Below are 19,892 nucleotides of genomic sequence, written 5' to 3'. Positions count from 1 at the left end.
TCAGATGGCTATGACAGTCCATTGCGATATCGTCAGCGCGGAAGGGGAAATCTTCTCCGGTCTGGTAGAAATGGTGATTGCACACGGCGAACTGGGTGATCTTGGTATCGCCCTGGGCCACGCCCCGCTGATCACCAGCTTGAAGCCAGGTCCGATCACTCTGACCAAGCAAGGCGGGGAGCGGGAGGTGTTTTACATCTCCGGTGGTTTCCTCGAGGTTCAGCCGAACATGGTCAAGGTACTTGCCGACACCGTGCAACGTGCTGCTGACCTGGATGAAGCCTCCGCTCAGGAAGCCGTAAAGGCTGCCGAGAAGGCCCTGAACGAAAAAGGCGCAGACTTCGACTACGGTTCTGCTGCTGCACGTCTGGCCGAGGCCGCAGCACAGCTGCGTACCGTCCAGCAGATCCGCAAGAAGTTTGGCGGCTAAGCCGTCGCACTTCATGCGTGATTGATTAAAAAGGGTAGCCTCGGCTACCCTTTTTCTTTTTTTGCAAAACCCTTCTTTTTGGTCTGACCCAGGATTGGTAGCCATTCATGTCTCTTGAAATCGTAATTCTCGCCGCAGGCCAGGGCACTCGTATGCGTTCTGCCTTGCCCAAAGTACTGCACCCGGTGGCGGGCAACTCCATGCTGGGTCATGTTATCCACAGTGCCCGGCAACTGGACCCACAACGCATTCACGTGGTGATTGGCCACGGTGCCGACGTGGTGCGCGAGCGGTTGGCGGCGGATGATTTGAATTTCGTGCTCCAGGACAAGCAACTGGGCACCGGCCACGCTACAGCGCAAGCCGTGCCGTTCATCCAGGCCGATACCGTGCTGATCCTCTACGGTGACGTGCCGCTGATCGAAGTGGAAACCTTGCAGCGCCTGCTCAAGCACGTGGTGCCGGGCCAGATGGGCCTGCTGACCGTTGAGCTGGATGACCCTACCGGGTATGGCCGCATCGTGCGCAATGCCGATGGCAAGGTGGCTGCGATCGTCGAGCATAAAGACGCTAGCCAAGCCCAGCGCGCAATCACCGAAGGCAATACCGGCATTCTGGCAGTACCGTCTGGCCAGTTGGCAGACTGGATGAGCCGCCTGTCCAACAATAACGCTCAGGGCGAGTACTACCTGACCGACGTGATCGAGATGGCTGTGAGCGATGGCCTGGTAGTCGCCACCGAGCAACCCCACGACCCGATGGAAGTGCAGGGCGCCAACGACCGCAAGCAGCTCGCCGAGCTGGAGCGCCACTACCAACTGCGCGAAGGCCGCCGCCTGATGGCCCAGGGCGTCACGTTGCGCGACCCGGCACGTTTCGATGTACGTGGTGAGGTGACCGTGGGACGCGATGTGCTGATCGACATCAACGTGATCCTCGAAGGCCGCGTGATTATCGAAGACGACGTGGTGATTGGTCCGAACTGCGTGATCAAGAACAGCACCCTGCGCAAAGGCGTAGTGGTCAAGGCCAACAGCCATATTGAAGGCGCCATGATGGGCGAGGGCAGTGACGCTGGTCCGTTCGCGCGTTTGCGTCCGGGCAGCGTGCTGGAGGCCAAGGCTCATGTGGGTAACTTCGTCGAACTGAAAAACGCTCACCTGGGTGAAGGCGCCAAGGTTGGCCACCTGACTTACCTGGGCGATGCCGTCATCGGCGCCCGCACCAATATCGGTGCCGGCACCATCACCTGCAACTACGACGGCGCCAACAAGTACCAGACGACGATTGGTGAGGACGTGTTCATCGGCTCCAATAACTCGCTGATTGCCCCCGTCACCATCGCTGATGGTTCGAACACCGCGGCGGGCTCAACCATCAACCAGAATGTGGATAAGTCCCAACTGGCGGTAGCTCGTGCTCGCCAGCGCAACATCGACGGTTGGAAGCGCCCGGTAAAAATCAAGAAAAGCTGAGTTATCTACAATCTCATCAGCGCTGAATAACCGATGTGAGAGCGGGCTTGCTCGCGATGGCGGTGTGTCAGTCACCTTGTGCGTGTCTGATACACCGCCATCGCGAGCAAGCCCGCTCTTACATTTGGTTGGTGGTGGCTGGAAAATTCAGCACGCTGTGCTTGACGATTCTGCTCCAATAGGTTTTGATTGCCTCCGTTATCTTTCGAAACGAAACTTATCATCAGCATGTCGAAACGAAACACTCCCCAACGACGCCACAATATTCTGACCATGCTCAACGAGCAGGGCGAAGTGAGCGTGGACGAATTGGCCAAGCGTTTCGAAACCTCGGAAGTGACAATTCGCAAGGATCTGGCTGCCCTTGAAAGCAATGGTTTGCTGTTGCGGCGCTACGGCGGCGCAATCACCATGCCCCAGGAACTGGTGGGTGATCCCGCCCAACCGATTTCGGCCCACAAGCGAGCCATCGCCCGTGCGGCAGTCAAGCGCCTGCGCGAGCATGCGCGGATCATCATCGATAGTGGCAGCACCACCGCCGCCATGATCCCTGAGCTAGGTCATCAGCCTGGCCTGGTAGTAATGACGAACTCCTTGCATGTGGCCAGCGCCTTGAGCGAACTGGAACATGAACCGGTGTTGCTGATGACCGGCGGCACCTGGGACCCGCACTCTGACTCTTTCCAGGGCCAAGTGGCCGAGCAAGTGCTGCGTTCCTACGATTTTGATCAACTGTTCATCGGCGCCGATGGCATCGATTTGCAGCGCGGTACCACCACCTTCAATGAATTGCTGGGCCTGAGCCGAGTCATGGCCGAGGTCGCCCGCGAAGTGGTGGTCATGGTCGAGTCCGACAAGATTGGCCGCAAGATCCCCAACCTGGAACTGCCCTGGAGCAGCGTCCATACCCTTATTACCGATGATCGCCTGCCGCTTGAGGCCCGCGACCAGATTCAAGCCCGCGGCATCACGCTGATTTGCGCGGCAGTCATCTAGGAGAGAAACCATGTGTGGAATTGTAGGCGCAGTCGCTGAACGGAACATCACTGCCATCTTGCTCGAGGGCCTCAAGCGCCTTGAATACCGTGGCTACGACAGCGCCGGTGTGGCGGTCTTCACCAACGCTGGCAAGCTTGAGCGCATGCGCCGCCCGGGCAAGGTCAGCGAATTGGAACAGGCGCTGGCCGGTGAGCCTTTGGCCGGTCGCCTGGGTATCGCCCATACCCGCTGGGCGACCCACGGCGCTCCTTGCGAACGCAATGCCCACCCACATTTCTCCGGCGACCTGGCCGTGGTTCACAACGGCATCATCGAAAACCACGAAGTGCTGCGCGAACAACTCAAGGGCCTGGGCTACGTCTTTACTTCGGACACCGATACCGAAGTCATCGCCCACCTGCTGAACCACAAGCTCAAGGATCACAGCGACCTGACCACCGCTCTCAAGGCCACCGTCAAGCAATTGCATGGTGCCTATGGGCTGGCAGTCGTCAGCGCCACTCAGCCGGATCGCGTCGTCGCGGCCCGCAGTGGCAGTCCGTTGGTGATCGGCCTGGGCCTGGGCGAGAACTTCCTGGCTTCCGACCAACTGGCCCTGCGCCAGGTCACTGATCGCTTCATGTACCTGGAAGAAGGCGACATCGCTGACATTCGTCGTGAAAGTGTGGCGATCTGGGACGTCAACGGCCAGTCGGTCGAGCGCGAAATCGTGCAATACCGTGATGGCGCTGAAGCGGCTGACAAAGGTGAGTTCCGCCACTTCATGCTCAAGGAAATCCATGAGCAACCGTCGGTGGTGCAACGCACCCTTGAAGGTCGTTTGAGCCAGAATCAGGTACTGGTCAACGCCTTCGGCCCGCAAGCCGCCGAATTGTTCGCCAAAGTGCGCAATGTACAGATCGTGGCCTGTGGTACCAGCTACCACGCCGGCATGGTTGCGCGTTACTGGCTGGAAGAACTAGCTGGCATTCCATGCCAGGTCGAAGTTGCCAGCGAGTTCCGCTACCGCAAGGTGGTGGTGCAGCCCGATACCCTGTTCGTCACCATCTCGCAGTCCGGCGAAACGGCCGACACCCTGGCCGCCCTGCGCAATGCCAAAGAGCTGGGCTACCTGGCCAGCCTGGCGATCTGCAACGTCAGCATCAGCTCGCTGGTGCGTGAATCCGACCTGACCCTGCTGACCCAGGCCGGCCGCGAAATCGGTGTTGCCTCCACCAAAGCCTTCACCACCCAATTGGTTGGCCTGCTGTTGTTGACCCTGTCCCTGGGCCAGGTACGCGGCACGTTGGCTGAAGGCATCGAAGCGACGCTGGTAGAAGAGTTGCGCCGCCTGCCGACTCGCCTGGGCGAAGCGCTGGCTATGGACAGCACCGTGGAAAAAGTCGCCGAGCTGTTCGCCGACAAGAATCACACACTGTTCCTAGGCCGTGGCGCGCAGTACCCGGTGGCGATGGAAGGCTCCCTGAAGCTCAAGGAGATTTCCTACATACATGCCGAAGCCTATCCGGCCGGAGAGCTGAAACACGGCCCGTTGGCCCTGGTAGACGATGACATGCCGGTGGTCACCGTCGCGCCGAACAACGAGTTGCTGGAGAAGCTCAAATCCAACCTGCAGGAAGTGCGCGCCCGTGGCGGCCAACTGATCGTATTTGCTGATGAAAAGGCGGGCATGACCAACGGTGAAGGCACCCATGTCATCAACATGCCGCATATCCACGACATCCTGTCGCCGATCCTCTACACCATCCCGCTGCAACTGCTGTCGTACTACGTGGCTGTGCTCAAGGGCACTGACGTTGACCAGCCGCGTAACCTGGCCAAGTCGGTGACGGTTGAGTAACGCTTAGCCAAAGCGAAAAGGGCAGCCCCCACAAGAGTTTTGCTTAACTGACCGGCATTAGTCCGGGTGGCTGCCCTTTTGCACTTCAGGTCCACCAATAGCGCACCAGATGAAAGAAAATAGGTGCGGCAAAACATACCGAATCCAGCCGATCGAGCATCCCGCCATGCCCTTCGATCATATGCCCCCAGTCCTTCACGCCCCGATCACGCTTGATCGCCGACATCACAATCCCGCCAGCAAAGCCCAACAGGTTGATCAATAGCGCAATCAAGAACGACTGCCAGGGATTGAACGGTGTTATCCACCACAACGCTGCCCCGATCAGTGATGACAGCACAATCCCACCGACAAAGCCTTCGACGGTTTTTGAGGGTGACAGGTTGGGAGCGATCTTGTGTTTGCCGAACAGCTTGCCGCACACGTACTGCAACACGTCCGAGAGTTGCACCACGATCACCAGATAAGCGATCAGCAGCAGGTTGCGTCCCTCATAACCGACGATATCCAGGGTCAACAATGCCGGGACAAAGGACACGCAAAACACGGCGATCATCAAGCCCCATTGCACTTTGGAGGCTCGCTCCAGAAAGTGCGTGCTGTCGCCGCCCAGCGACGCCAGGATCGGCAGCAGCAGAAACACGTACACCGGGATAAAGATCGAGAACAGCCCATACCAATCGAAGTAGATCAGCACGTATTGCAGCGGCAGAGCCAGGTAAAACGCAGCCACCAGCGCTGGATAATCACTGCGCCGGGTGGGTGTGAGGGTGAGGAATTCGCGTAGCGCGTAGAACGACACCGCATAGAACAGCAAGATCACCGCCCCGGTACCCAGCCAGAAAGCGATGCCGATGACGACCACCATCACCCACCATGCATTGATGCGGGCGTTGAGATTGTCGATGACCGTGTTGGAGGTACCACGGGTACGCAGCTTGAGAACCAGGCCGATCAGTGAGGCAAGAACCAGGATCATGCCGATCCCGCCGAATAACATCAGGGTTTGGCTATCCATCTCAGATGTGCTCCGGGGCAAGGGCGAGCAGGGCGTCGCGGCTGCGGGCAAGGAACAACGCTTTGTCTTCGTTTTCTTCTAATTGCAGCGGTGCGCCGAAACTGGTGGTGCATAACAACGGTAGTGGCAGCACTCGGCCCTTGGGCATGACCCGGTTGAGGTTGGCTATCCACACGGGGATCAACTGAGCCTGTGGGTAACTTTTTGCCAAGTGGTAGAGACCACTTTTGAAGGGCAGCAAGCCATCCTCCAGATTGCGCGTGCCTTCGGGAAAAATGATCAGTGAGTCGCCGTTTTCCAGAGCTTCAAGCATCGGTTGCAACGGGTTATCCACAGGGTCCTTGCGCTCGCGATCGATCAGCACACCGTTGAACACGCGGTTAATGATGTAGCGACGCAGCGCGCTTTTGTTCCAGTAGTCGGTGCCGGCCACCGGGCGCGTGGTTTTACGCAGGTTCGGCGGCAGCGATGCCCATAACAAAACAAAGTCGCCGTGGCTGCTGTGATTGGCGAAATAGATGCGTTGCACCGGCTCTGGCGCGCAGCCGAGCCACAAGCTGCGGGCCCCGGTGACGGTGCGGGCCATGGAGGTAATCAGGGTCGCGACCACTGGTTCAAACATAGGAATTCCTTATCCGGCGAAAGGCAACCAAGGGCTGGCCAGGATTACGGCCAATGTCAGTAATACTTGTGCGCCCAGCAGATAGGCTTGTTTGCGCAACAGTTTCAGTGCGCCGCGCCGACGCTCGGTCCAGGGGCGGCTGGCGCGGTTGGGTGATTGCAGGCCCAGGGTCTGTAGCGTCTGGTCAAGTTCGCTGGTGCGCTCCATCTGATGGGCCATCAGGGTGAACAGATCGGCGTCGAACCCGACCCGCAGTGCCCAATACTTCTGCAACAGCCCGAGGATAATCATCCACAGGCTGAGTAGCAGGCAGATCAGCGTGATGCTGCTTATCAACAGCTGCAGCAGGCCAAATAGCACTCCGAGCAGGGTCAGGCCTGTGGATAACTGGTCCAGCGAACGGCCTCGGCGCAGCAGGCTGGCGACGATTTGGAGTTCCATGTCAGCGGGCATAGGGCAAATCTCCCAAGGCTTCACGGTGGGCGGGGTGCAGGACTACAGTCGGTCGTGCTGTACGAATAATAGCTACAGCCTCATCGACCGTGGCGGCACGCCCGGTATTAAGCAGCCATGCCGCCACGGCGGTGGCACTGCGCGAATAACCAAGGGCGCAACACACCAGCACTGGCCCGTGTTCGTGCAAGCGTTCGATGGCGTTGGCCGCTTCCAGGCACTGCGCTGGGGTCGGGGCGATGAGATCCAGTACTGGCACGCAGCGGTAGGCGCGACCCTGCGGGTCCACGGACAATTCGGCGCACAGGTCCACCACGGCCTTGAACGATCCCAGTTCGCTGCCCGTGGGTATACGGCCCAGCCAAACGTTATCCACAACCCGTACTGGCTGTGGATGATTACGTGTCCACAGGCGTGAGTTGAGCCAGGCCGCTCCCAGATAAGGGGCATACAACCAGCGTGAAGCCGGGTTGAGGCGGCCATCTTCACGTTTTTGAAAACCTGCGATACCCAGCAGCCAGTAGTTGATCGCCACCAGCAGAACGGCAACAGCGGGCCACGACAGCCACAGCCAAGCGCCTCCGAGAAGCAGTGCCATGGTCGCCAGGGCCAGGGCGCCCAGGGCATAGCGCAACCCCAGCCCCCGGCGCTTCGGGTCTTGTGTCCAATGTGCGTTGAACAGCGGGTTCGGATGATTCAATGGCCACAACCACACGCACAGCCAACCCGCCAAGGCACCTGTGGGTACGTCGATAAAGTGATGTTGATAAGTGGTCAGCACCGAAACACCGATCAAGGCGAACCAGCCATGCACCAGCCAACGCCACAGACCTTGGGTATGCCGCTGGTACATGATCCACAGCACCACCAGCAGGGCGATGTGCAGCGAGGGTGCCTGGTTGAACGGCTTGTCGAAGCCGGCCAGCACCGCAAACATCCAGCCGAATACACCGTCCATTTCCGGCCGTTCAAAGGTGAACCGCAATGGCCAGATCAGGAAGCAACTGACTGCGACTATTTGAGCGGTGAGCAGGCGCAGGGCATGTTGTTTCAGTTCGTGGCGGCTGTTGGGCAGCAACAGTGAAAAGCCGTACAGCAGGTCAATCGACCAGTAGGGCACGATGGTCCAGGCCCAGAACGGGATATGGCTTTCCCAGCCGAACACCAGTGTGCCGACGTCGTCGCGCTGGCTGGTTACCCAAGTGGCAAAGCCATAGGTGCTGAAAAACAACGGTGCCAGTAGCAACAGCCACAGCACCGCCGGTTTCAAAAGACCGGGTTCGCGCATGGTCAGATCTTCTGCGCCAGGGACACACTGAAAATCCCCCATTCATCCACACGCTGGGTGATTTTGCGAAAGCCCGCTGCCTCTACCAATTGATCCATTTCCGCCTGGCTGCGCCGACGCATTACCCAGGCCTGGCCCTGGCGATGACTGGTGAGTGCGCGTGCGATCAGCTCCAGTTGCGGGTGCCACGGCTGACCGGTGTAGACCAGATAGCCGCCGGGCTCCACGGCTTCGGCCAGGCCCGCCAGCGAACCGCCGACCATGGCGTTGTCGGCAAACAGCTCATACAAACCGGAGACTACGGCCAACGTCGGCTTGGGCTCCAGCGCCGCCAGATCAGCTTGATCGAAGGCATCACCTTTGACGAACCGGGCAATATCGCCCAGGCCTTTTTCACGAATCAGCGCGCCACCGTCGCGCACGTTGATGTCGCTGTAGTCACGCAGCAGGATTGACTCCGGCAAGGGTGAAACGTCCTGCAAGGCTTCGAGAATGTACCGACCATGCCCGGCGGCGATGTCGACGATGCGCACTTCGCGGCCAGCGTCGCGCAGCTTGGCCATGGTCAGGCGCAGAAGCTCTTCGACATGTACCTTGCGCTGGCGGATGCCGCGCCAACCGATGGAATTGAGGTAGTTGCTGTCGATCATCCGCCCCAGTGCGCCCTTGCCGGTGGGTTTATTGCGGTAGACGTAATCCAGGGTGCTGCCGGAATCGAAGCCGGTGTCAAAACCCAGCTTCACGCCCTCTGAGAGTTGGCTGCCCAAGCCCATGCTTGCGCGGGTCATGCGCCAGTACAGGTCACGCAGGGAATTGCGCGGCAGGGGCGCGGCGAGGGATTCGGATTCGGCGCAGGTCAGGCCGATTTTGTCAGCGTCCAGCAGATTGGCACGGTCCAGTGGATACGCGAAGTTCTGCAGGATAAAACGTCGTGCGCTGCTCAAGGCCACGGCGCGGTCACGTTCACCGAGGGTGTCGTGAAAAAAGCCGGGAAGTATGTGCAGCTCCTTTTTCAGGCTGCCGAGGCGCTCGAAGAACTGTTGCTGGGGCTTGCGGTGTACCACGAAGTCCGAGCCCGAAATCAGCAGTTGCGTCGGCACCTGAATTGCCTGGGCGTCGGCGACCACGCGGTCGGCTGCTTCATACAGGCCCAGCAGTACGTTCACCGAGATCGCCTTGGTGATCAGCGGGTCTCTGTCGTAGGACGCCACGCGCTCGGGGTCATGGCTGAGGAACTTGGCCTTGACGTAGCTGTTGACGAAAAAGTTGCCGCGAAACTTGCGCAGCAGCGCCAGGCCAGCCCGTGCGAAGGGCACGTAGAGCTTGACCTTGAAGGCTGGGGAAGCGAGTACCAATGCACGGATTTTTGGTGCGTAGTCATGCACCCAGGTCGCAGCAATCACGGCGCCGACACTTTGCGCGATGACCGCAAGGTTTTCTTCCTCGATGGCGTAGGTCACGCCGATATGGTCGCAGAAAGTCTGCACGTCCCGTGCGCTGGTGGCGAAGCTGGGGCTGTCACCGCGTTCGCCGGGGGATTGGCCATGGCCGCGAGCATCCCAGGCGAAGAAGTCGAATTGCGGCAGGTCCAGCTCATCCACCAGATGGGCGATACGTCCGGAATGCTCGTGCCCGCGATGGAACAGCAGGATCGCCTGGCGCGGCCCGGTACCTGCGGGAGCGGTGGCGGGCCAGCGACGGTAGAAAAGCGGCACCCCGTCGTGGGTGCTGAAGATGTGCTCTTGCTGTTCGCGCATCGCAAATTCCTTATGCAATCGGTGGGAGTTCTTGTGCTTCCTTGAGGCCCTGGCGGACACGATTGACCAGGGTATAGGCGAGCAAGGCGGCTACCAGCCACATCACGCCATCGACCCAGCCGGCGCCGAGCCAGCCTAGCGCTACGCCGGTGGCCAGCACTCCGAGAGCAAACGCCCGGTCACTTTTGCCCATGGGACCGTCATAACGACGCGATGCGCCGATCATTGGCCCGAGTACGCCGGCATATTCGCTGAACACCGCGAGCAGGGCCACCAGCAATACTGGCACCAGGCTCGCGTCCGGGATCAGCGCAAACGGCAAGATCAGCGCGCTGTCGGCGATGACGTCACAGAGTTCATTGAGGTAAGCCCCGAGGCGCGATTGCTGGCCGAATTCCCGGGCGAGCATGCCGTCGATGGCGTTGAGGCCCATGCGCAGGATCATCCACACGGGGATCAGTGCGAACAGCCAGGTGTGTTGGGCAAAACTTGCAATCAGTAGGCCCACCAGCACGGAGATGACACCGGCCAGCACGGTTATCTGGTTGGCGGTGGTGCCGTTGTCGTACAGGCGTTGGACCAGAGGCCGCAGCAGATTCTGGAAACGTGGTTTGAGCTGATAGATCGAAATCATGAGGGTGACGCTTCCTTGTCGGTTAACCCGTAAATAACCTTTCGGAGTGTGCCGACTTATCGTGGCGCGCACTAGTGATGGCTCGTGTTTATGCGGTCGTCAGCAAATGCGGAAAACAAAAATTTCACGCAATGTGTTATATGGTAACGAATTGTTTCCTGGTGGGCGCGTGAATGCGAGTGGATCTGGACGCTGAAAGCGCGGCCATCGAAGGGCTGCCGCGTTTTCAGCAAGGGCTGTTTCATGCCCGGCGTTTGCGACAGGCAGGTATCAGCCTGACGGTATTGGCCATCAGTGGTTGGGTGCTGGCGCTGTTCGTGGCGTTGTTTGCGCCGTTGTCGATCTGGCCGGTGATGCTGATCAATTGCGCGTCGGCATTGCTCGTGTTGGTGGCCGGATTGCAATCGGCCTGGTGGGTGGCGGACTGGCGTGCCCAGGCGCTGGAACAACCCGCGGTATCACCGACAGCATTGCCGGTGCCTGCCGTCGACGCGAGCCTCCTTGACCGCTTGTTGCAACGCCTGGGCAGTCGCTCGGCCGGCCTGCTGGCACACATCGGCGCACCTGCGTTGTGGTTGGCCGGTTGGTCATTGCTGGCATTGGTCAGCATCGGGCAATTCTGGAACCTGGCGCTGCCCGCTGCGGCCATCGGGCAAGCAGGCAGCGTGGGCGCCGCGCTGGCATTGATCCTGGCCTTCGGCTTGCTGGTCATGGAGCGGCGCCTGGCCCAGGCAAGCACGGCGCAATGGCCGGAAGCCGAACCCTTGGCGCAATTGAGCCGGGTCGCAATCATCTGCCTGGTGGTCAGTGGGATTTGTCTGTTATTTGCCGGCGAAACGTCAGTCTGGCCGTTGCGCCTTGCGGTGCTGATCGGGTTGCTGCCGGCCCTGGTGGCCGTGGAGTTTCTGCTCCGCGCGGTGCTCTCGCTGTTCAGCCCCGATCAGCCACGCCTGGAGCCGCGACTAGTCGCCCATAGCTTTATCGCCGGTCTACTGCGCTGGCCACCACAGCCTTTACTGGCGTTGCAGCATGAACTGCATAACCGCTTTGGCATCGACCTACGGCAGATCTGGGCCTTTACCTACATGCGCCGGGCATTTTTGCCGGTGCTGGTGACGGTGCTGGCGCTGGGTTGGTTGCTGACGGGGGTCCATGAAGTCGCCCTGCAAGGCCGGGGGATTTATGAGCGCTTCGGCAAGCCGGTGGAGGTCTTCGGCCCTGGCCTGCACGTAGGCCTGCCTTGGCCATTGGGCCGTGTATTGAGTGTAGAAAACGGCGTGGTGCATGAACTGGCGACCAGTGTCGGCGAAAACCCGGTGATTGACCTTGCGCCTGCCGAAGGCCCGGCGCCGCTGATCGCCAATCGTCTGTGGGACGCCAGCCATGTGAATGACAAATCCCAAGTGATTGCCAGCAGCAGCGGCGATAAGCAGAGCCTGCAGATCGTCAATATGGATGTGCGTTTCGTGTATCGCATCGGCCTGACCGATCAGGCGGCGCTGGCGGCCACGTATAACAGTGCTGACATACCGACACTGATCCGCAGCACTGCCAGCCGCATCCTTGTGCATGAGTTCGCTTCGCGGACCCTTGATGAGCTGTTGGGGGAACAACGCACGGGGCTGGCCGATGAAGTGGGAAGGGCGGTGCAAGCCGATCTGCGGAAGCTCGACAGCGGCGTGGAAATTCTCGCCACGGTGGTCGAAGCGATTCATCCGCCGGCCGGCGCAGCCAACGCATACCACGGTGTACAGGCGGCGCAGATCGGGGCGCAGGCGCTGATCTCCCGCGAGCGCGGTGCGGCCAGCGAGCAGAGCAACCTGGCGCAGCTCAATGCCAGTGTGGCCGGCGACCAGGCCCGGGCCACGGCCTATGAAGTCAAGGCGGGCGCGCAAGCGGCCGACCTGCGCTTTACCGCCGAACAAAAGGCCTATGGCATTGCCGGCCAGGCCTTTGTGCTGGAGCAATACCTGAGCCAACTGAGCCAGGGCCTGTCCCAGGCCAAGCTACTTATTCTCGATCATCGCCTGGGTGCCAACAGTGCACCGACGATTGATTTGCGTTCCTTTACCTTGCCGGCCGACCCTTCGCTGCCGCGTAAAGCCGTTCAATAAGGAGTTTGTCTGTTGAGCGCTCATTCTCACGATCATGCAGGCCACCACCATCATCACCATCATGGCGATGAACACGCGACGGGCCCTTTCCCTTGGCGGCGCATGGCTTGGGCCATGTTGCTGGTGCTGTTCGCCGTGGCTGCTGCAAGCCTGGTGCAGGTGCGCTCCGGTGAAGCCACGGTGATTACTCGTTTCGGCAACCCGTCGCGGGTGTTGCTGGAGCCGGGGCTGGGCTGGCGCTGGCCGCAACCGTTCGAGGCCGCGATCCCCGTGGACCTGCGCCTGCGCACCACCTCCAGCGGGTTGCAGGACGTGGGCACGCGGGACGGTTTGCGGATTATCGTCCAGGCCTACGTGGCGTGGCAGGTGCAGGGCGATGCCGACAATGTGCAGCGCTTCATGCGTGCGGTGCAGAACCAGCCGGACGAAGCGGCGCGGCAGATTCGCACGTTTGTCGGCTCGGCCCTGGAAACCACCGCTGCCAGTTTCGACCTGGCCAACCTGGTCAATACCGACGCCAGCCAGGTTCGCATTGGCGACTTCGAAGCGCAGTTGCGCCAACAGATCGATCAACAGTTACTCACCACTTATGGGGTGCGCGTGGTGCAAGTGGGGATTGAACGGCTGACCCTGCCGTCGGTGACCCTGGCGGCCACCGTCGATCGCATGCGCGCCGAGCGCGAGACCATTGCCACTGAACGCACCGCCGTGGGCAAGCGTGAAGCGGCGCAGATTCGCTCTGCCGCCGAGCGCGATGCGCGGATCGTGCAGGCTGACGCCACGGTGAAAGCCGCCGACATCGAAGCGCAATCCCGGGTAGAAGCCGCGCAGATCTACGGGCGCGCCTACGCCGGCAACCCGCAGTTGTATAACCTACTGCGCTCCCTCGACACGTTGGGCACCATCGTAAGCCCCGGCACCAAAATCATCCTGCGTACCGACGCCGCACCGTTCCGTGCCCTGGTGGACGGGCCCAAGGACCTGCAGCCATGAGTCAGCGTGGAACCCCCGACAGCCCGTGGATCCAGGCCGGGCGCCTGACGTTCCTGGCGCTGTACGCGGTGACGATCCTGGCGGCGCTGGCTTGGGCTTTTTCCAATGTGCGCCAGATCGACCCGCAAAATCGTGCCGTGGTCCTGCACTTCGGCGCCCTGGATCGGATTCAGAATGCAGGCTTGCTGTTGGCGTGGCCGCAGCCGTTCGAGCAGGTGGTGTTGTTGCCGGCCGCGGATCGGGTGATTGAACGGCGTGTGGAAAACCTGTTGCGCTCGGATGCTGCTATCCAGGCCGACCGCGTGGCCAGTTTTGCCAGGCCCGTCAGCGATACGCTGGCCGGCTCCGGTTACCTGCTGACCGGTGATGCCGGCGTGGTGCAACTGGACGTACGGGTTTTCTATAAAGTCAGTGAGCCCTATGCCTTTGTGTTGCAGGGTGATCATGTGCTGCCGGCACTGGATCGCCTGGTGACGCGCAGCGCCCTGGCCCTGACGGCGGCGAGGGACCTGGACACGATTCTGGTGGCGCGCCCCGAGCTGATGGCCACGGATAACCAGGCCGCCGAGCGGCGCGAGCGCCTGCGTGGCGATCTGGTACAGGGTATTAACCAACGCCTTGTAGAGCTGGCCTCCACAGGCCTGGGATTGGGCATCGAAGTGACCCGGGTCGATGTGCAATCGAGTCTGCCGAGCCCGGCGGTCAGCGCGTTCAATGCGGTGCTGACCGCCAGCCAGCAAGCCGAAAAGGCTGTGGCCAATGCCCGCACCGAAGCCGAGAAGTTGACTCAGACCGCTACCCAGGATGCCGATCGAGTCGTGCAAGTGGCGCACGCCCAGGCCAGCGAGCGCCTGGCCCAGGCTCAGGCGCAAACCGCGACCGTCGCCAGCCTGGCCCAGGTCAAAGACCCGGGCCTGTTGCTGCGCCTGTATCGCGAACGCTTGCCGAAAATCCTCGCGCAGGCCGGTTCCGTGACCACGGTTGACCCTAAAGACGATTCACGCCTGATCATTCAGGGAGCCGAACAATGACTGTGCATGCCGCGCCGATGCTGTCATCGGCCGAACAACGCAGCGCCGCCCGACAACTGACTCTGGCAATGCTGGCTCTCGGCCTGCTCGGCCTGGGCCTGGCCTGGCGCTGGCTGGCACCAGGCCAGGCGGGCGTCAGTCAACTGCTGTTGGGGTTCGCTTCGCTGCTGGTTGCCGTGCCCGTCATGCGCTCGGCGTGGTACAGCCTGCGTTATCCCAGCCTGCATGGGATTACTGACCAGTTGATCGCCCTGGCCATGCTGGGCGCCTGGGCCACCGGTGATCTGCTGACCGCAGCGTTGCTGCCGATCATCATGATCTTCGGCCATGTGCTGGAGGAGCGCAGTGTCATTGGCTCTCAGGAAGCCATCCATGCCCTCGGCAAACTGACGCGCAGCCACGCGCGACGGGTGCAGGCTGACGGCAGCATTCTCGAAGTGGACAACGGTACGTTGAAGACTGGCGATATCGTCGAAGTACGTGCCGGTGATCGGGTGCCGGCCGATGGTGTAGTGCTGTCGGGCCAGGCAAGCCTGGATACCGCGCCGATCACCGGCGAGTCGGTACCGCTGGAGGCCAGCGTCGGCGTGCAGGTGTTTGGTGGCGCGATCAATCTTGATGGCTTGCTGCGCCTGGAGGTGACCCGCACCGGCAACGAATCCACCCTGGGCAAGGTCATTGCACTGATGCAGAACGCCGAGCGCGCCAAGCCGCCGATCACTCGGCTGCTGGAGCGGTATGCCGGCAGTTACCTGGTGCTGGTGTTGCTGCTGGCGGCGGTCACCTGGTTCATCACCAACGACGCCCAGGCGATGCTCGCGGTGCTGGTGGCAGCGTGTCCGTGTGCGCTGGTGTTGTCGGCGCCGGCGACGGCAATTGCCGGTATTGCCGTCGCGGCGCGTCACGGGATTCTGATTCGCAGCTCGGCCTTCCTTGAAGAACTGGCCGACCTGACATCGCTGGTGGTGGACAAGACCGGCACCCTGACTTTCGGTACCTTGCGTTTGCAGTCCATCGAGACGTCGATGGCGGATCGGCAGATGCTGCTCACCCTTGCCGCAAGCCTGGGCGCCGCCAGTAGCCACCCGGTCAGCCGCGCAATAGCGGGGTTGGTGACACAGCAACAGTTGCAGCCGCTGTCGGATATCCGCGAACGCCAGGGGCTCGGTGTGGTGGCTCAGACCGGGCAGGGCGAAGCGGCCTTGGGGCGACCTGAACTGTTTACCCAATTAGGTATTGTGACCTGCGCGGTCCCCACCCATGACGGCCCGATTGCAGGGCTGTCTCTCGACGGACAGTTTCTGGCCTGGCTGCTGCTGGCCGACAGCGTCAAACCAGAGGCGCGCCAGGCCATGAAGGAGTTGCGCGAATTAGGCCTGGGTCGGCAATTGCTGCTGACCGGCGACCGTCAAAGTGTCGCCAACAGCCTGGCCATACAGGTGGGCATCAGCGACGTCCAGGCCCAGGCTCTGCCGCAAGACAAGCTCGACCGAGTGCTTGGCGAGATCGGCAGCGGCTTCCGCCCGATGGTGGTCGGCGACGGAATCAACGACTCTCTGGCGCTCAAGGCCGGTGTCGTCGGCGTGGCCATGGGCGCGGGCGGCGCAGATATCGCCCTGGCCTCGGCGGATGTCGTGCTGATCGGCAGCGACCTGCGGCGTCTGGGGACCTGTGTGCGCTTGAGCCGGCAGTGCCGCAGGACGTTGCAACAAAACGTGATCATCGGCCTGGGCTGGACGTTGGCGATTGTGGTGTTCGCTGCTTTTGGCTGGTTGGGTGCGGCGGGAGCGATGATTGCGGCAGTGCTGCATAACCTCAGTACCTTGCTGGTGCTGGGTAATGCCGGGCGTTTGCTGAGGTTTCAGGAGCCTCTGTTGAAACTCGACGAGTAATTTGCGATGACGTTGTAACGCTTACCGGGCGCCTCACTCTAGTGCTGTGTCGGGACTGGACAAACCGTTCAGCCGGCATCCTATTGATCTATGAGGACTACAACAATGAACATCAAAAACGCCGTTTCCGGAGCCGCCCTGGCCATTGCTGCCGCCACGATGTTTGCAGGTGTCGCGACTCAGGCACAGGCAGCCGATGAAGCGAAAGTGCATTGCTACGGCGTGACGTCCTGCAAAGGCATGAACGATTGCAAGACCGCCGAAAACGCCTGCAAAGGCCAGGCGGTCTGCAAGGGCCATGGCTTCAAGGCAATGACCAAGGCTGCATGCGATGCAGCTGGCGGTAAAGTCGGCGAGTAACGACGAAGACGTGATCTCGCAGCGGTGTGCACGCCGCTGCGGACACTGGCCCTGGAGTCTGTCATGTCTGCATCGGTTCCTTGCCTGGGCTACGGCCTGGGATTACGCAGCACTTATTATCAAGAGATTCTCGAACAGTCGCCGGCCGTGGACTGGTTCGAAATAGTCTCCGAGAACTACCTGGTGCAAGGCGGCAAAGCCTTGTACTACCTGGACGCCATCGCCGAGCGTTACCCGTTGGTGATGCATGGCGTGTCACTGTCTATAGGTGGCCCCCATGCGCTGGACCAGGACTACCTCAAACAACTCAAGCAACTGGCCGACCGGGTCAATCCGGCGTGGGTATCGGATCACCTGTGCTGGAGCCGTGGCAATGCACACCAGTTGCATGACCTGCTGCCATTGCCTTACACCGAAGAAAGCCTTTATCACGTTGCCGCTCGCGTGTTGCAGGTGCAAGAGGTGCTGCAACGGCCATTGGTACTGGAAAACGTCTCCAGCTATGTGCGCTCCAGGGCTGATCAATTTACCGAGTGGGAATTTCTCAACGCCTTGAGCCATCTCAGCGGTTGCGAGCTGCTGCTGGACGTTAACAATGTGTATGTCAGCTCGCGAAACCATGGCTTTGATGCCTGGACGTTTATTCGCAACCTGGCGCCGCGCAGTATTCGCCAACTGCATCTGGCTGGGCATATGGATTATGGCGATTACGTGATCGACACCCATGATCACCCGGTGTGCGATCCGGTGTGGACGCTCTATCAACAGACACTGGAACACCTTGGCCCAGTGTCGACGCTGCTGGAACGCGATGACCATTTCCCGCCGTTTTCCGAGCTGCTCGCAGAGCTGCAAAAGGCGCGTGAGCTGGGCGCCATGGCCTTGGCGCGGAGGTCGTTATGCGCCTGATCGATTGGCAGTTGGCGTTCGAACAGCACTTGATGGCAGAAGACAGCGGCGTAAACCAGGATCTGCGCACGAGCTTGATCGGTGGCCCAAGCCTGGACGTCGACGCCGGGCTTGCGATTTATCACAACGCCTACAGGGCCCGCTTGCTGGAGGTGATGCAAGGGGATTTCCCGGCGGTGTGGCATTGGCTGGGAGACGAAGAATTTATCGCGCTGGTGCAGGCGTATGTGCGCGTTTATCCCTCCGGGCATTTCAGCTTGCGCTGGTTGGGGCAGCGTTTTGCAGGCTTTATCGCTGAGCATCTGATCGCGCAGCAGAGTGCGCCATTGGTGGAGCTTGCACGGCTTGAATGGGCTTTTACGCTTGCGTTTGATGCGCCGCCAGGCCAACCGCTGACACTTGCTGACATGGCAGCGCTAGCGCCTGAGGCGTGGCCGGGGCTTCAGGTGCAATGGGTGCCTTCGGTGCAATCATTGTGTTGCCGTTTCAACAGCCTGGCCATTTGGCGTTCGGTCAAGGATCAGACAGATTTTCCCGGCAGCCAGCTGTTGGCGTTGGCGCAAGCTTGCCTGGTCTGGCGTGATCAGCAGGTGTGTCGCTACCGCAGCCTGGAACCTGCAGAGGCTTACGCGCTGGCTGGCATGGTCGATAGCGCGTGGACTTTTTCAGAACTGTGCGCCGAATTGGCAGTCACTTATCAAGAGGGTGCATCGCTGCAAGCTGCTACGTGGTTGAAACAATGGGTTCAGGACGGTTTGCTGCAACGCCGGGCGTCTTAGACATCGGCGATTAAATCGATAGCCTGCTACTTTTCTTTGGATGGTCTACCCTCATTTTCAGACGTCTGAAACAAAGGGGGACTACACATGCTTGCGCAACTTCCACCGGCCTTACAGAATCTTCAGCTTCCGCTGCGTTTGCGACTCTGGGACGGCCATGAATTCAACCTGGGCCCGGAGCCCAGCGTCACGATCGTGGTCAAGGATCCGGTGATGGTGGCGCAACTGACCCACCCCACACTCAATTCACTGGGCGAAGCCTTCGTCGAGGGCAAGTTGGAGTTGGAAGGATCCATCGCCGAAGTCATCCGGCTGTGTGATGAACTGAGCCATGCGCTGGTCGATGATGACCAGGATACTTCGCCGGTTCGATCGGTCCATGACAAGGCCACGGACGCAGCGGCCATTTCCTATCACTACGATCTGTCGAACGAGTTTTACCAACTGTGGCTGGACCGCGACATGGCTTATTCCTGCGGTTATTTCGAAACCGGCAGTGAATCCCTCGATCAGGCCCAACAAGATAAATTCCGTCACTTGTGCCGCAAATTGCGACTGCAGCCCGGGGAGTATCTGTTGGACGTCGGTTGCGGCTGGGGCGGGTTGGCGCGTTATGCCGCACGGGAGTTTGGCGTCAAGGTGTTCGGTATCACCCTGAGCCAGGAACAACTGGAGCTGGCCAAGGCGCGGGTAATCGAGGATGGCCTTGAGGATCAGGTGGAACTGCAACTGCTCGACTACCGCGACCTGCCGCAGGACGGGCGGTTCGACAAGGTCGTCAGCGTCGGCATGTTTGAACACGTCGGCCACGCTAACCTGGCGCAGTACTGCCAGACGTTGTTCGGTGCGGTGCGCGAAGGCGGCCTGGTGCTCAACCACGGGATTACCGCCAAACACACCGATGGCCGTCCGGTGGGGCGCGGCGCCGGTGAGTTTATCGAGCGCTATGTGTTCCCCAACGGTGAGTTGCCGCACCTGGTGATGATCAGCGCCGAAATCAGCGAAGTGGGCCTGGAAGTGGTCGATGTGGAAAGCCTGCGCCTGCATTACGCGCGCACCCTGGACCATTGGAGCGAGCGCCTGGAAGACAACCTGGAAGCGGCGAAAAAAATGGTACCGGAGCAAGCGTTGCGCATCTGGCGCGTTTACCTGGCGGGCTGTGCGTATGCGTTTGCCAGGGGCTGGATCAATTTGCATCAGATCCTGGCGGTCAAACCCCATGCTGATGGCAGCCATGAATTGCCCTGGACACGGGAAGACCTGTACCGCTGAAGGCTTGTGTGGGAGCAGGCTTGCTC

At 60.6% G+C, this 19,892-nt stretch carries 18 protein-coding genes; 12 read left to right on the top strand and 6 right to left on the bottom strand.

Annotation, left to right across the window (positions count from 1 at the left end; genetic code table 11):
• Positions 1-4 precede the first annotated feature (4 nt).
• The 4 genes from OQ460_RS24880 (at position 5) to glmS (ending at position 4,744) form a co-directional block, all read left to right on the top strand.
• Positions 5-430, top strand: a complete 426-nt coding sequence (locus OQ460_RS24880; protein WP_084378363.1) for a F0F1 ATP synthase subunit epsilon — start codon at positions 5-7, stop codon at positions 428-430.
• A gap of 107 nt (positions 431-537) precedes the next feature.
• Positions 538-1,905 (top strand): bifunctional UDP-N-acetylglucosamine diphosphorylase/glucosamine-1-phosphate N-acetyltransferase GlmU, encoded by a 1,368-nt coding sequence (glmU, locus tag OQ460_RS24875; RefSeq protein ID WP_410019898.1) that lies wholly within the window; start codon positions 538-540, stop codon positions 1,903-1,905.
• Positions 1,906-2,133: 228 nt separating this feature from the next.
• Positions 2,134-2,901, top strand: coding sequence for a DeoR/GlpR family DNA-binding transcription regulator (locus OQ460_RS24870; protein WP_410019897.1), 768 nt, complete (start codon positions 2,134-2,136; stop codon positions 2,899-2,901).
• Between the two features lie 10 nt (positions 2,902-2,911).
• Positions 2,912-4,744, top strand: coding sequence for a glutamine--fructose-6-phosphate transaminase (isomerizing) (glmS, locus tag OQ460_RS24865; protein WP_410019896.1), 1,833 nt, complete (start codon positions 2,912-2,914; stop codon positions 4,742-4,744).
• An 85-nt stretch (positions 4,745-4,829) separates the two neighbouring features.
• Here the strand turns inward: glmS and OQ460_RS24860 are convergent, their stop codons facing one another.
• Genes OQ460_RS24860 through OQ460_RS24835 form a run of 6 tightly spaced genes read right to left on the bottom strand, consistent with a single transcriptional unit; the run spans position 4,830 to position 10,516 of the window.
• The gene (locus OQ460_RS24860; RefSeq protein WP_410019895.1) at positions 4,830-5,762 is read right to left on the bottom strand and encodes a phosphatidate cytidylyltransferase; all 933 of its coding nucleotides are present in this window, start codon (positions 5,760-5,762) and stop codon (positions 4,830-4,832) included.
• A 1-nt stretch (position 5,763) separates the two neighbouring features.
• The gene (locus OQ460_RS24855) at positions 5,764-6,384 is read right to left on the bottom strand and encodes a lysophospholipid acyltransferase family protein (RefSeq protein WP_410019894.1); all 621 of its coding nucleotides are present in this window, start codon (positions 6,382-6,384) and stop codon (positions 5,764-5,766) included.
• A gap of 9 nt (positions 6,385-6,393) precedes the next feature.
• Positions 6,394-6,837 carry a hypothetical protein gene (locus OQ460_RS24850; RefSeq protein WP_410019893.1) on the bottom strand — a complete coding sequence of 148 codons (444 nt, stop codon included), beginning with the start codon at positions 6,835-6,837 and terminating at the stop codon, positions 6,394-6,396.
• Complete coding sequence (locus OQ460_RS24845) at positions 6,827-8,125, bottom strand: phosphatase PAP2/dual specificity phosphatase family protein (protein ID WP_410019892.1); 1,299 nt, start codon at positions 8,123-8,125, stop codon at positions 6,827-6,829. Before OQ460_RS24845 ends, OQ460_RS24850 begins: the two co-directional genes overlap by 11 nt.
• A gap of 2 nt (positions 8,126-8,127) precedes the next feature.
• Positions 8,128-9,882, bottom strand: a complete 1,755-nt coding sequence (locus tag OQ460_RS24840) for a bifunctional alpha/beta hydrolase/class I SAM-dependent methyltransferase (RefSeq protein WP_410019891.1) — start codon at positions 9,880-9,882, stop codon at positions 8,128-8,130.
• Between the two features lie 10 nt (positions 9,883-9,892).
• Positions 9,893-10,516, bottom strand: a complete 624-nt coding sequence (locus tag OQ460_RS24835; protein WP_410019890.1) for a CDP-alcohol phosphatidyltransferase family protein — start codon at positions 10,514-10,516, stop codon at positions 9,893-9,895.
• A gap of 173 nt (positions 10,517-10,689) precedes the next feature.
• On the opposite strand from OQ460_RS24835, the gene hflK (OQ460_RS24830) reads away from it, so the two are divergent.
• From hflK (OQ460_RS24830) to cfaB, 8 genes are all read left to right on the top strand, one after another.
• Complete coding sequence (gene hflK, locus OQ460_RS24830) at positions 10,690-12,630, top strand: protease modulator HflK (protein ID WP_410019889.1); 1,941 nt, start codon at positions 10,690-10,692, stop codon at positions 12,628-12,630.
• A gap of 12 nt (positions 12,631-12,642) precedes the next feature.
• Positions 12,643-13,623 (top strand): protease modulator HflC, encoded by a 981-nt coding sequence (gene hflC / locus OQ460_RS24825; protein ID WP_410019888.1) that lies wholly within the window; start codon positions 12,643-12,645, stop codon positions 13,621-13,623.
• The gene (hflK, locus tag OQ460_RS24820; RefSeq protein ID WP_410019887.1) at positions 13,620-14,654 is read left to right on the top strand and encodes a protease modulator HflK; all 1,035 of its coding nucleotides are present in this window, start codon (positions 13,620-13,622) and stop codon (positions 14,652-14,654) included. The genes hflC and hflK (OQ460_RS24820) overlap by 4 nt, the downstream gene beginning before the upstream one ends.
• Positions 14,651-16,546 (top strand): cation-translocating P-type ATPase, encoded by a 1,896-nt coding sequence (locus OQ460_RS24815; RefSeq protein WP_410019886.1) that lies wholly within the window; start codon positions 14,651-14,653, stop codon positions 16,544-16,546. Before hflK (OQ460_RS24820) ends, OQ460_RS24815 begins: the two co-directional genes overlap by 4 nt.
• 105 nt (positions 16,547-16,651) lie before the next feature.
• On the top strand, positions 16,652-16,906 hold the full coding sequence (locus OQ460_RS24810; protein WP_410019885.1) for a hypothetical protein: 255 nt from the start codon (positions 16,652-16,654) through the stop codon (positions 16,904-16,906).
• A gap of 63 nt (positions 16,907-16,969) precedes the next feature.
• On the top strand, positions 16,970-17,815 hold the full coding sequence (locus OQ460_RS24805) for a DUF692 domain-containing protein (protein ID WP_410019884.1): 846 nt from the start codon (positions 16,970-16,972) through the stop codon (positions 17,813-17,815).
• Positions 17,806-18,594: a putative DNA-binding domain-containing protein gene (locus OQ460_RS24800; RefSeq protein WP_410019883.1), complete on the top strand. Its 789-nt coding sequence runs from the start codon at positions 17,806-17,808 to the stop codon at positions 18,592-18,594. Before OQ460_RS24805 ends, OQ460_RS24800 begins: the two co-directional genes overlap by 10 nt.
• Before the next feature lie 87 nt (positions 18,595-18,681).
• Complete coding sequence (gene cfaB, locus OQ460_RS24795) at positions 18,682-19,866, top strand: C17 cyclopropane fatty acid synthase CfaB (protein ID WP_410019882.1); 1,185 nt, start codon at positions 18,682-18,684, stop codon at positions 19,864-19,866.
• Positions 19,867-19,892 lie beyond the last annotated feature (26 nt).

It is taken from the genome of Pseudomonas imrae, from assembly GCF_046352735.2.
Classification (GTDB): domain Bacteria; phylum Pseudomonadota; class Gammaproteobacteria; order Pseudomonadales; family Pseudomonadaceae; genus Aquipseudomonas; species Aquipseudomonas imrae.
This window is presented reverse-complemented; position numbering and strand designations above follow the sequence as displayed.

Excerpts from the sequence above, each read along its gene's own strand:
- hflK (WP_410019889.1), top strand. The coding sequence starts at position 10,690 with ATGCGAGTGGATCTGGACGCTGAAAGCGCGGCCATCGAAGGGCTGCCG.
- OQ460_RS24845 (WP_410019892.1), bottom strand. The coding sequence starts at position 8,125 with ATGCGCGAACCCGGTCTTTTGAAACCGGCGGTGCTGTGGCTGTTGCTA.
- OQ460_RS24835 (WP_410019890.1), bottom strand. The coding sequence starts at position 10,516 with ATGATTTCGATCTATCAGCTCAAACCACGTTTCCAGAATCTGCTGCGG.
- OQ460_RS24810 (WP_410019885.1), top strand. The coding sequence starts at position 16,652 with ATGAACATCAAAAACGCCGTTTCCGGAGCCGCCCTGGCCATTGCTGCC.
- OQ460_RS24870 (WP_410019897.1), top strand. The coding sequence starts at position 2,134 with ATGTCGAAACGAAACACTCCCCAACGACGCCACAATATTCTGACCATG.
- glmS (WP_410019896.1), top strand. The coding sequence starts at position 2,912 with ATGTGTGGAATTGTAGGCGCAGTCGCTGAACGGAACATCACTGCCATC.
- OQ460_RS24805 (WP_410019884.1), top strand. The coding sequence starts at position 16,970 with ATGTCTGCATCGGTTCCTTGCCTGGGCTACGGCCTGGGATTACGCAGC.
- cfaB (WP_410019882.1), top strand. The coding sequence starts at position 18,682 with ATGCTTGCGCAACTTCCACCGGCCTTACAGAATCTTCAGCTTCCGCTG.
- glmU (WP_410019898.1), top strand. The coding sequence starts at position 538 with ATGTCTCTTGAAATCGTAATTCTCGCCGCAGGCCAGGGCACTCGTATG.
- OQ460_RS24800 (WP_410019883.1), top strand. The coding sequence starts at position 17,806 with ATGCGCCTGATCGATTGGCAGTTGGCGTTCGAACAGCACTTGATGGCA.
- OQ460_RS24855 (WP_410019894.1), bottom strand. The coding sequence starts at position 6,384 with ATGTTTGAACCAGTGGTCGCGACCCTGATTACCTCCATGGCCCGCACC.
- OQ460_RS24840 (WP_410019891.1), bottom strand. The coding sequence starts at position 9,882 with ATGCGCGAACAGCAAGAGCACATCTTCAGCACCCACGACGGGGTGCCG.
- OQ460_RS24815 (WP_410019886.1), top strand. The coding sequence starts at position 14,651 with ATGACTGTGCATGCCGCGCCGATGCTGTCATCGGCCGAACAACGCAGC.
- OQ460_RS24850 (WP_410019893.1), bottom strand. The coding sequence starts at position 6,837 with ATGCCCGCTGACATGGAACTCCAAATCGTCGCCAGCCTGCTGCGCCGA.
- hflK (WP_410019887.1), top strand. The coding sequence starts at position 13,620 with ATGAGTCAGCGTGGAACCCCCGACAGCCCGTGGATCCAGGCCGGGCGC.
- OQ460_RS24860 (WP_410019895.1), bottom strand. The coding sequence starts at position 5,762 with ATGGATAGCCAAACCCTGATGTTATTCGGCGGGATCGGCATGATCCTG.
- OQ460_RS24880 (WP_084378363.1), top strand. The coding sequence starts at position 5 with ATGGCTATGACAGTCCATTGCGATATCGTCAGCGCGGAAGGGGAAATC.